Annotated in this window: 8 protein-coding genes; 7 read left to right on the plus strand and 1 reads right to left on the minus strand. The window is 68.8% G+C overall.

What is annotated here, in order from left to right; translation table 11 throughout:
• The 4 genes from MJ783_RS13395 to MJ783_RS13410 form a co-directional block, all read left to right on the plus strand.
• The coding region (locus MJ783_RS13395; protein WP_370651618.1) for an LCP family protein at positions 1 to 1,532 on the plus strand (1,532 nt) is incomplete at its 5' end.
• 834 nt (positions 1,533 to 2,366) lie between these two features.
• Entirely contained in the window at positions 2,367 to 3,929 is a 1,563-nt protein-coding gene (locus tag MJ783_RS13400; RefSeq protein ID WP_308194837.1) for an LCP family protein, read from the plus strand.
• Positions 3,930 to 4,140: 211 nt separating this feature from the next.
• On the plus strand, positions 4,141 to 5,058 hold the full coding sequence (locus tag MJ783_RS13405; protein WP_239310762.1) for a TIGR03089 family protein: 918 nt from the start codon (positions 4,141 to 4,143) through the stop codon (positions 5,056 to 5,058).
• A gap of 360 nt (positions 5,059 to 5,418) precedes the next feature.
• On the plus strand, positions 5,419 to 6,762 hold the full coding sequence (locus MJ783_RS13410) for a UDP-glucose/GDP-mannose dehydrogenase family protein (protein WP_239310763.1): 1,344 nt from the start codon (positions 5,419 to 5,421) through the stop codon (positions 6,760 to 6,762).
• Between the two features lie 55 nt (positions 6,763 to 6,817).
• Here MJ783_RS13410 and MJ783_RS13415 read toward each other — a convergent pair whose 3' ends face one another.
• On the minus strand, positions 6,818 to 7,396 hold the full coding sequence (locus tag MJ783_RS13415) for a beta-class carbonic anhydrase (protein WP_370651619.1): 579 nt from the start codon (positions 7,394 to 7,396) through the stop codon (positions 6,818 to 6,820).
• Between the two features lie 743 nt (positions 7,397 to 8,139).
• Between MJ783_RS13415 and MJ783_RS13420 the strand changes: the two genes are divergently transcribed.
• The 3 genes from MJ783_RS13420 to MJ783_RS13430 form a co-directional block, all read left to right on the plus strand.
• Positions 8,140 to 8,664 (plus strand): GtrA family protein, encoded by a 525-nt coding sequence (locus tag MJ783_RS13420; protein ID WP_239310764.1) that lies wholly within the window; start codon positions 8,140 to 8,142, stop codon positions 8,662 to 8,664.
• A gap of 257 nt (positions 8,665 to 8,921) precedes the next feature.
• Positions 8,922 to 9,545 (plus strand): TetR/AcrR family transcriptional regulator, encoded by a 624-nt coding sequence (locus MJ783_RS13425; protein WP_239310765.1) that lies wholly within the window; start codon positions 8,922 to 8,924, stop codon positions 9,543 to 9,545.
• A gap of 108 nt (positions 9,546 to 9,653) precedes the next feature.
• Positions 9,654 to 10,901: Hsp70 family protein (locus tag MJ783_RS13430; RefSeq protein ID WP_239310766.1), on the plus strand; the 1,248-nt coding region annotated here is incomplete at its 3' end.

Genomic DNA, 10,901 nt, shown 5'->3' on the forward strand with positions numbered 1-10,901 from the left:
AGCCAGCGGCGGACGAGCCAGCGGCGGACGACAGCCCACGGCAACGTTCCCTGCTCCAGAAACTGGCCCTCGCCCTCGCGGGCGTCGTGTCGCTGTCAATTCTCCTGGTGAGCAGCGCCGGTTACATCACCTATCGCTATCTCAACGCTCAGATCACCAGGGTGACCCTCGGCCTTGACGACGACGAGGCCCGGCCACCGCGGGCCGCCCCGGGGACTGAGAACTTCCTGCTGGTCGGATCCGACAGCAGAGAGGGCACCGGCAACCAGTACCAGAGCGAAGAGATCATCTCCGGGCAGCGCTCCGACACGACCATGCTTGCGCACCTCGACGCCAACGGGACAACCACATTGGTGTCATTTCCCCGGGACACACTCGTCACTATTCCCGGACACGGGCGTAACAAGCTGAACGCGGCGATCACAATCGGCGGACCGCCATTGCTGATCAGGACACTCGAAAACCTCACCAACATCAAAATCGACCATTTCGTGTCGATCGACCTCGCCGGATTCAAGGCCATGACGGACGCCATCGGTGGCGTCACCGTCTGCGTACAGCCGTTGCCGGATGGCAGTACCTCGAACCTGCACGACGAGTGGTCCCAGTGGCATGGTGTCGTGGGCGAGAACCATCTCAACGGCGAGCAGGCCCTGTCCTTCGTCCGGCAGCGCTATGGTCTGCCCGACGGGGATTTCGACCGGATCAGGCGTCAGCAGCAGTTCATCAGCACCGTCTTCCAGAAGGCGACCAGCAGCGGCGTGCTTGCCAATCCGGCGAAGCTGGAAAGCCTGCTCGCGTCCGCGACGGGAGCGCTGACCGTCGATGACCACACCAGCATGAGCGACCTGCGCAACCTCGCGACCAGGCTGCGCGACATGTCCGCCGACGCGATCACTTTCGAGACGATTCCTGTCCGGGAGCCCGCCCAGGCCGATGGCGCGAACGCCGCTGGTGAGCTCCGGCGCTACGGCTCTGTCCAGCTCTACGACCCGGAGCAGCTCGCGGCGTTCCTGGCCCCGCTGCGTGGACACGGCGGCCCGGCACCGAACCCCGCTGAGACCCCGGGAGCGCCGAGTACGCCCGCGCCGCCGGAGCCGGTGGCCCTCCCACCGGCATCGGTCACCGTCGACATCCTCAACGGCACCACGACCAGCGGGCTCGCGATCAGCACAGCGAGAGAGCTCACGGCGGCCGGGTTCCGAGTCGCGACCGTCGGACGTGCCGGCAGGCACACGGCGACCTCGCTGGTGCGCTACGGCCCGGCCGGGCTCGCGGCGGCACGTACGCTGGGCATCGCCGTCCCCGGAGTGGAGCTGCGCGCGGACCGGTCCGCGGGCAGGCACGTCACGCTGGTGATCGGCGCCGACTTCCACGGCATCGACGCACGGGCGGTGGCATCCGCCCAGACGGCGGCAGACAACCCGGCACCGGGCGGGACAGGCACCGGGAACAGCGTCCCAACGGCGGGCCCGACCCCCGCGGCGCCCGCGCTGACCGCCACCGAGCTGACCACCCGCTGCACATTTTAGAGCGCCCGAGAATAGGACTGTCCGGCTCGCGGCTCCCCGCATCCCGCCCGGCCGCGTTGTCGTCGGTCGGCGCCCAACACCGCCGGTGGCTCCCTCCGCCGCCTCGCGACGCACGCACCCCAGCCCCGCCCTTTGACCCACACCCCTATTGCCGGACGATCTCAAACACGCTCTCAGCGGTCGCCGGAGATATCCGGATCACAGTTCTCCACGCAGGTCCGGAAGCCGCCGGGACCGCCAGCCCGTGCCAGCCGCAAGCGCGCCACCAGCCGACGACCGATAGCGACGATATTCAGTAATCGCACTGTTACCATTGGTCGTTTCGTGCACCCAGTGGTGTGGTGGCGTGCGTCTCATGGCAACGTCAGACTGGGTTAAGAGCGCCCGGCAATAGGGGCGTGGATCAAGGAGCGGGGCTGGGGCACGTACATCGCAAGGCGGAGGAGGGAGTCACCCTGGTCCTTGGGGTGTCGACCGACGACAACGCAGCGAGGTGCGTGCCCCAGCCCCGCGACGCCGCGTCCCTGTTGCCGGTCGCTCTAAAAGCGCCCGGCAACAGGGCGTTCGATCAGGGAGTGGCGTCCGGGTGGATGGATCGCAAAGTGAAGGAGGGGTGCGCCCTGGTTCTGGGCGTCGACCAACGAGCCGGGGTACCCGCGCATCGCGCGGCGATGGATGGGCAGCGATGACGCGAGGTGCGCACCCCGGCCCCGCGATACCGCGCCCCCTGTTGCCGGCCGCGTTATCAAGCGCCGCACTATCAAGAACAGTGCGGGTTCGCTCGTCGACCCGGCACCGCGCGATCGCTCCGGTCAAGGAGGCTCGAGAAAGCCGGTGAGTGGCAGATCCATGCGCCGGCTGGCGTTGCCGCCAGAGCTGAGCCCACGGCGTCCGCTGAACCTGCGGCGCCGCCCAGGCCGCTCACCGCTGCGGACACTGTCCGTCAGCGCGGCGGCCGTGTTGTCCCTGGTGGTTCTCGCGGTCAGCTCTGTCGGGTGGGCGGCATACCGCTACTTCAACGATTCGGTCACCGGGGTGACCTGGTCACCCAGTGGCGAGCGGCCAGCCGAGCGACCGGGCGAAATGAATATCCTGCTTCTCGGCGACGACAGCCGAGCAGGCACCCACGGTGAGTACGGCCAGGTCGACGGAGTCCGCTCGGATACCACGATCATCGCCCATTTCGGCACGGACGGTTCGGTCACCCTGGTGTCATTTCCCCGAGACACCCTCGTCACCGTTGCCGCCGGCATCACCCAGACCCCCCGTGACGGCAAGGACAAACTCACCAACGTCCTGTCCTACGGCGGCATCGAGGGGCTCACCCGCACCCTGGAAAAACTGACCAGCCTCAAAATTGATCATTTCATCTCGATCGATCTGGCCGGATTCAAGACCATGACCGACGCGGTTGGCGGGGTGGACGTGTGCGTCGCTCAGCTCCCCGGAGGCGGCACGACCAACCTCCACGACAACTTTTCCCAGTGGCGCGGAAAATTCGGGATCAACCATCTCAATGGCGATCAGGCCCTGGCTTTCGTCCGTACCCGCCATGCCCTGCCGGACGAGACCTACCGCGTCGCCCGCCAGCAGCAGTTCCTGTCCAAGCTCCTCGACAAGGCGACCAGCGCGGGTGTATTGACCAACCCCGTCAGGATCACACAGCTGATCGGCGCCGTCGGCGGGTCGCTCAAGGTCGACAACGACCTCACCGAGAACGGCGCCATGATCAAAATCGCCCAGCGGCTGAGCGACCTCGGCGCCGGAAAGCTCACATTCATCACCATCCCCACGCACGTGCCGCTGCGATCCGAGGGCGCCAGCGACGACCAGGGCACGATTCCCCCCCACGGCAACGTGCTGTTCTATGAGCCGGCCGGGCTCGCGCGGGTCCTCGCGCCGCTGCGGCCCGCAACCGGCGACGACACCCTCACCACCACCGGCGCTCCGGCCCTGCCGCCAAGCCAGGTGACCATCGCCGAGGTCCGCAACAGGACCGGGCGGTCGGGCCTGGCCGCGCAGACGACCACGACGCTCGGCGCGATGGGGTTCGCCGGATCGCTCAAACCCACCACCGGCGCGGCGGGGCAGGTCAGCACGGAGATCCGCTACCCGGCCGGGCAGGAGGACGCGGCACGCACACTGTCAGGCCTGATCGCCGGGTCACAGACCATCGCGGACCCGAGGCTCAGCAACGGCCTTGTCGTGATACTCGGCACCTCGTTCACGGGCGTGACCGGCCCGCCGACGACACCGGCGGGATCCCCCGCGATCCCCCCGCGGACGCCCTCCGCCGCTGGCGGCGCAGCTGCCCCCGGCTCGGCTGCCCCGGGCGCCGCGGCCACGCCGGCTCCGGCGCCCGTGATCGCCCCGGCGGACACGTCCTGCACTCCGTGAGCGCGGTACACGCCGCGGATCCTGGCTCAACTAAGAGCGCCCGAGGATAGGTCGTTCGATCAGTGAGCGGCTCATCCGCGCCCGATCCGGCAAGGCGGAGGAGGGAGGCGCCCTGGTGCTGGGCGCCGACTGACGACAACGCGGCCGGGCGGGACGCGGGGAGCCGCGAGCCGGACAGTTCTATTCTCGGGTGCTCTAACGTGAACGTCCAATGACACCATCGACCTCCCCGCTGGGACGCCTGCTCGACGGCGTTGTGAGCCGTGTTCTGGATGCCCCGCTTGCCGTCATGCCACCGGACGCGCTCAGCCACACCGACACGGGCACGGGCACGACCGGCCCGGCGAACACGACCGGCACCGGGGCCGTCGACGGCCTCGCCGCGCTGCTTGCCCGCAGGCTGCGCGCTGACCCGGCACGCCCGCTGCTGACGTTCTACGACGATGCCACCGGTGAGCGGACCGAGCTGTCCGCGACCACCGTCGACAACTGGGTTGCCAAAACCGCGAACCTGCTCGTGGACACCCTCGGGATCGGTCCGGGCGACACGATCCGCATCGTGCTGCCACCGCACTGGCAGACCGCGGTGATACTCCTCGCGGCGTGGTCCTCAGGCGCGTGCGTGAGTATCGGCCGGCCGGAGCCAGCTACCGACACCCCCCCGGTGGCGATCTTCACAGCCGAAAATGATCTCGATACCCCACTCGCAACGGGCGACGAGGCCGATGTGGTCGCGCTGTCACTGCGCCCGATGGGCGGCCGGCTCCTGCGGCCCGCGCCGGGGGCGCTCGACTTCGCGGCGGAGATCCTCGCCCACGGCGACCGTTTCACGCCACCGGGGCCACCGGCGAACCAGCGGGCCCTGGTACGGATGGCCAGCTACTACGCGCGGGCCTGGGGCCTGGCCGAACGCGACCGTGTTCTGACGACGGCGGGTTACGAGACGCCCGAGGGGCTTCTCGCCGGGCTGCTGAGCCCCCTGGCCGCCGGAGCGTCGCTGGTCGTCTGTCGAAACCTTGACGACGCCCTCCTTGAGCGCCGGATCACCACCGAGCGTGTCACGGCTGTCTGCGGGCCGATGCCCAGCACCCCCACGGGCATCCGGCGGCTCAGCGTGCCGTCGCGCTGAGCCCATCCGGCGGCGGATGCCCGGCAGGAGCCTGTCCCGCAATCCTGGGTGCGGGTGGCCAGCCGTGTCCAGGTGGTTCCTGGCCCGGCGGAAGGCCGAACCGATACCGGACGAGTTGTCTAGCGGCTCCGGCAATCCGCGTGCGTCCCAGTTCACCGCGTCCGGACACCGGGTACAGACGGGAAAGGTGTCCGGCCCGCGACCTCCTTCTCCCCCGGGCGCTGGAACTCCCCCCAGCAACCGCGTTCCCGACCGCTTCTCCGGCTTGACAGTCACCGTGGCACCGGCTCTGACACCGACTGTGACACCGGCAACGTCGGCAGCTGTCCCTGCCCATGACCGCCTGGAGGCCTGACCGCGATGATCGAGCCGACTGATCCGCGCCTGAGTGTCATCGGTACCGGTTACCTGGGCACGACCCATGCCGCCTGTATGGCGGAACTGGGATTCGACGTGGTCGGCGTTGATGTGGACCCGGTCCGGATCAGCTCTCTCGCCGCTGGCGAGACACCGTTCTTCGAACCGGGCCTGGAGGCGCTTGTCCGCAAGAACCTGGAGTCCCACCGCCTGCGTTTCACCACGTCCGTGGCGGATGCCGCGGCTACCGCGGACGTCCACTTCATCTGTGTCGGGACTCCCCAGCTGCCTGGGGCGAACACCGCCGACATGCGCCACGTCGACGCCGCGTTCACCGGGCTCCTGCGGTCGGGAATCCGGCCGGGGGCGCTCATCGTCGGAAAATCCACCGTGCCTGTCGGCACGGCCATGCGGCTGGCGCGACGGCTCGACTCCGAGGCTCCCGGCGTGGAGCTCGCGTGGAACCCGGAGTTCCTGCGTGAGGGCTTCACCATTGACGACACGCTGCGGCCCAGCCGTCTGGTCTTCGGCCTGCGTCCCGAGCCGGCCAGGGCCCAGCTCGCCGAAGCGCTCCTGCGGCGCGTCTACGCCACGCTCATCAACGCCGGGGTGCCGGTCGTCGTCACCGACTACCCCACGGCCGAACTCGTCAAGCTTGCTTCGAACGCGTTCCTCGCAACCAAGATCTCCTTCATCAACGCCATGGCAGAGATCTGCGAGGCCACTGGCGGGGACGTCACCGCGATGTCCACCGCGATGTCCTACGACAGCCGCATCGGCGGGCAGTTCCTGCACGCCGGCCTCGGTTTCGGTGGCGGCTGCCTGCCCAAGGACATCCGCGCCTTCCAGGCCCGCGCCGATGAGCTCGGCGTCGGCCAGGCGCTCGGCTTCCTCGCGGAGGTCGACGCCGTCAACTCCCGCCGCCGCGCCAAGACCGTGAGCCTGGCCATCCAGCTATTGGGTGGAATGGTTGCTGGCAAAAAGATCGCCGTCCTCGGCGCGGCGTTCAAGCCCAACTCCGACGACATCCGTGACTCGCCGGCCCTTGACGTCGCGGGTGCGCTGCACCGCGCCGGTGCCGTGGTGACCGTCTACGACCCGGCGGCAATCCCCAACTGCCGCGCGGCCCACCCGCAGCTGACCTACGCGGACAACGCCGTCCTTGCCGCGGCCGGCGCCGACATCCTCCTGCACCTCACCGAGTGGAGCGAGTTCCGTGAGCTCGACCCCACGGTGCTCGCTCCGGTGGTCGCCAGCAGGATTGTCGTCGACGGCCGCAACGCCTTGGACCCAGCCGCATGGCGCGCGGCCGGCTGGGCTTACCACGCGCTGGGCCGGCCCGCCTGACGACGAGCCGCGGCCGGCTGCCTCGCGGCGGTCTCGGCCCGTGGTGTCCGGGCGCTCATGTCCAGGTGGTGACTTCGCCCAACGTGCCGCTCGCCACGTCGTAGACAAAACCCCGGACTGACGTGGACGCGCTTAGGAAGGGACTGGAGCGAAGACGCGAGACAGATACCCGGATGCTCGCCTCAAGATCGGTGAAGGCGTGGACAGGCCACGCCGGCCGCACCCCCACGTGTTCGAACAGTTTTTCCCGAAAACCGTCATCCGTGATGGTCATCATCCCACACTGGGTGTGCTGCAAAAGAATGATCTCCGTCGTGCCGAGCTCGTGCTGGCTGACCGCCAGCGAACGGATCACATCGTCGGTGACCACACCGCCGGCGTTGCGCAGGACATGCGCGTCGCCTTCCGCGAGGCCCAGCAGCGCATGGACGTCCAGCCGGGCGTCCATGCAGGCCAGGACCGCCACACCGGTGGCGGGCGCGGCTGGGCGCGCCCGCGTCGGCGCGTCGCCGGCCTGCCGGGCCGCCGCGAAGCTCGCGGCACGCGCCACCATGGAGTCTGTGGCCGTGCGGGAAACGGTGGCAGTGTGTGAGCCTTCGGCCCGTACTGAACCTCGGCCGTCGACCATGGTCATCGTGGTGCAACCTCCATCGGCGCGGTGGACACAGCAGAACCAGGTTCGTTCGTGCACGGCAGCGTCGCCGGGAACCCGCCAGCGCGGTGTGCCGCCACACAGCAGCCCGGCCAGGCACCCGCCGAGCCGCTGTGGCAAGTCGTCACCACAGCCAGCCGCAACAAGGATGACGCGGCCACGCCGCTTTCGCCAGCGGTACGCGGCCCAACAACACAGATCGCAATCGCAAACGCACGTTGACCGTACGGAGCGAAACGCACATCACGGCAACCAGCCCGACAGTCGAGTCACCAACCGGAGCAGGGGGCATACTTGCCGCGAGGGATCGGCCCGACAGGCTACCCGGCGACCGCGCGCCCGGCGTTCCCGCCTGGCCAGGACCGTCGGCACGCCCGTCGCCAGCCGCACCCCCATGTCAGCGAGATCGCCGTCCCGACTAGCCTTTCGTGCGCGGCCGTGGACCTACTCACGCGCCGGTATTGCGCTGTGACGCAAGCATCGAAGGGGATCGGCGTCCTCGAGGAGGAGATCAGCGAGAACCGGTCCAGTCAATGACGATGAATTTTAATCTTGCCGGTCGCCGGCGGCGTCGAGAACCTGGAAGGCAGCCGGCCCCGCGATGATGATTTCGCTCGCGCGGCCGGCGGCCCAAACAGCTAGGGGGGTAGCGGATGAGCCAGGGGAGACCGTCGGTAGACTCAGCCGGTGACGCAAACCGGTCAAGAGCACCCGAAGCATCTGAGGTGAACGCGGCACCGGCGGAGGCCTGCGCGGAACGATCACGCTGGCAAGTGCTCGGCCATGAGCTGGCGAAGTTCGGAGTCGTCGGCGTCGTCTGCTACGCCATCGACGTCCTCGTGTTCAACCTGTGCCACGGGCTTGTGGGCATGGGTCCGCTCAGCGCGAAAACCGTCTCCACCATCGTGGCCGCGACCTGCGCCTACATCGGCAACCGGAACTGGTCGTTCACGCACCGGGCGCGTACGGGCCTCAAGCGCGAATACACACTGTTCGCCATCCTCAACGCCATGGGTCTGGCAATCGCCCTGGGCTGTCTGGGCTTTGCCAACTACGTACTGAACCTGCACAGTGTGCTCGAGCTCAACCTGGCCGGAAACGTGGTCGGCACCGGGCTCGGCACCATCTTCCGGTTCTGGGCCTACAAACGGTGGGTCTTCCTGCATCCCGACGATCCGAAGGCGGCGCTGCATACCGCGGCCGAGGCGCAGCGCCGGCAGGGTGTCCCCGAGCCCGCTGGCCACGCATAGCCGGGGTGGCGCACCGGTATCGGAACAGAACCCCAGCGTTCCGATACCGATTGGTTCCTATCATCCGTGGATGCGCTACGCTCTGGGACAGGCCCGCGCGTTTCCTTCTTGTCGGCGTCGCCGCTTGTGACGGCAGGCGGAGCGCGTCGAAAGCCACCGGATGGCACGTGTCGGCTTGCAGCCGGCTGGTCGAAGGCGGCATAGTCCCAGTTTGGGCCGCCCGAGACCTCAGGAAACCTAGGCCACAGGGGGACGCCGTGGTGCGGCCTACGCTTGATTCGTCCCGCTCCGGGGGCCGCCCTCGGGATGATTCACGGGACGGCGCGATTCGTCGCGCCACCCTTCAGCTACTCGCCGAAGTTGGGTACGACGGCGTCACCATGGACCGGGTGGCCACCCGGGCGAAAGCCGGCAAAGCCACCATCTACCGCCGCTGGCCCTCCAAGGTCGCCCTGGTCATGGACGCGATCACGACGATCACCGAGCAGTCCGTGCCCATTCCCGACACCGGTTCGTTCCGCATGGACATGCTGGCCTTCATCTCCTCGTTCCGAGATGCCATCGGCGATGACCGCGGCAGGATCATCGCCGAGCTGGTGTCTGAAATGCCCCGTAACTCCGAGCTGCGCGAAGCCCTTCGCAATGGGCTGCTCGCCCAGCGCAAAACCGCGTCCGATGTCATCGTGCACCGCGGCATCGTCCGCGGGGAAATCAGCGCGGAGGTCGACCACACGGTGCTCATGGAGCTCGGTCCCGCCCTCGTTCTGCAGCGGGTGCTGCTCTCCGGAGAGGTCGTCGACGCCGCGTTCATGGAACGGATCGTCGACGACCTCATCGTTCCCTACGCCGTCCACGGCTTGGCGGACCAGCCGACGCGCTGACTCCGGGCGGCGCTGGGAGCACCGCGGCGAATTGGTTCCCAGCGCCGCGCGACAATGCTTTTCTCGTGCGGGCGGAAGCGCGAGAACGCCTGACAAACGGGGGGAGACATGACAACCGGCCAGACACTCGCGGTCGACCTCGGTACCGGTTACACGTCCGCCTGCGTCGGCCTGGACGGCCGGGGGGAATCCCTGCGGCTCGGGCCGGGCGGGCCGATGCCGGCCGTGGTCAGCCTCAGTCTTGACGGCCGGCTGCTGACCGGTACCGCCGCGGTGGACGTCGCGGCCACCCATCCCGACCGCGCGCAACGTCATCCGTTACAGGCGCTGGAAACGACCGAGCGGGTCCAGCTCGGTGAGGTGACCATCCCCACGATCGAGCTGATCGCCGCCGTCCTGCGCCAGGTCCTGCACGAAGCGGCCCGCCACGCTCCGGGCCCGCCACCCCGCCAGGTGGTTCTCACCGCGCCGGCCCGATGGACAGCCACGGAGGTCGACAGCCTGCGGGCAGCCGCTACCAGGGCGGGGCTCACCGACGTCATGCTGCTTCCGGAACCGATCGCGGCGGCCCGCTATCACGCCGCCCCTGACAGCATCCGCGCGGGCACGGCCGTTGCGATATATGATCTTGGAGCCACAACCCTCGCGACGACGATTCTCACCGCGACACCCAACGGATTCGAGATCCGCGGCGAGCCCGGCGGCAATCCCGCCTTCGGCGGTGACGACATCGACGATGCCTTACTTCGCCAGCTGGCGGACCGTGCGCGCACGGTCGACTCGGCCGCCTGGGACGAGCTGTGGGCCGATCTGAGCCCATCCGGGCGCCAGCGGCACAACCAGCTACGCCAACAGGTCATAGCAGCCAAGGAAGGACTGTCAACCGCCACCGTCCGCACCATTGCGGTCGGCGGATCCATCGGCGACATCCAGCTCACCCGGGCGGAGCTGGAAGCGTCGATCGAGGGTGACCTACGCGCGACCGTGACCGAACTGATCCGCACAATCGAGCGTGCGGGGATCCGGCCCGGCGAGCTCAGCGCGATCTTCCTTGTCGGCGGATCGACCCGCATCCCACGGATTTCGGCGCTGGTGACGGAGCTGACCGGCATCCGCCCCCGGCCCGCCGCCGACCCCCAGGCCGCGACAGCGCTGGGCGCTCTGCTCACCGCGACCGCGACCGCGACCGCGATGCCCGCTGGGCCCGGATCGATCCCCTACGCCGCCCGCGTCGCAGCGGAACCCGAGGCGGGTGCGGCCGGTGCCCGCCCCTTCGGGGCCCGGGATGACTATGCCCCGACCGCCCGCTACCCGTTCGGTGAGCTCCCGCGCTCAGACACATACCCGCCACCGGGC

The organism is Protofrankia sp. Cj3, assembly GCF_917627355.1.
GTDB lineage: Bacteria > Actinomycetota > Actinomycetes > Frankiales > Frankiaceae > Protofrankia.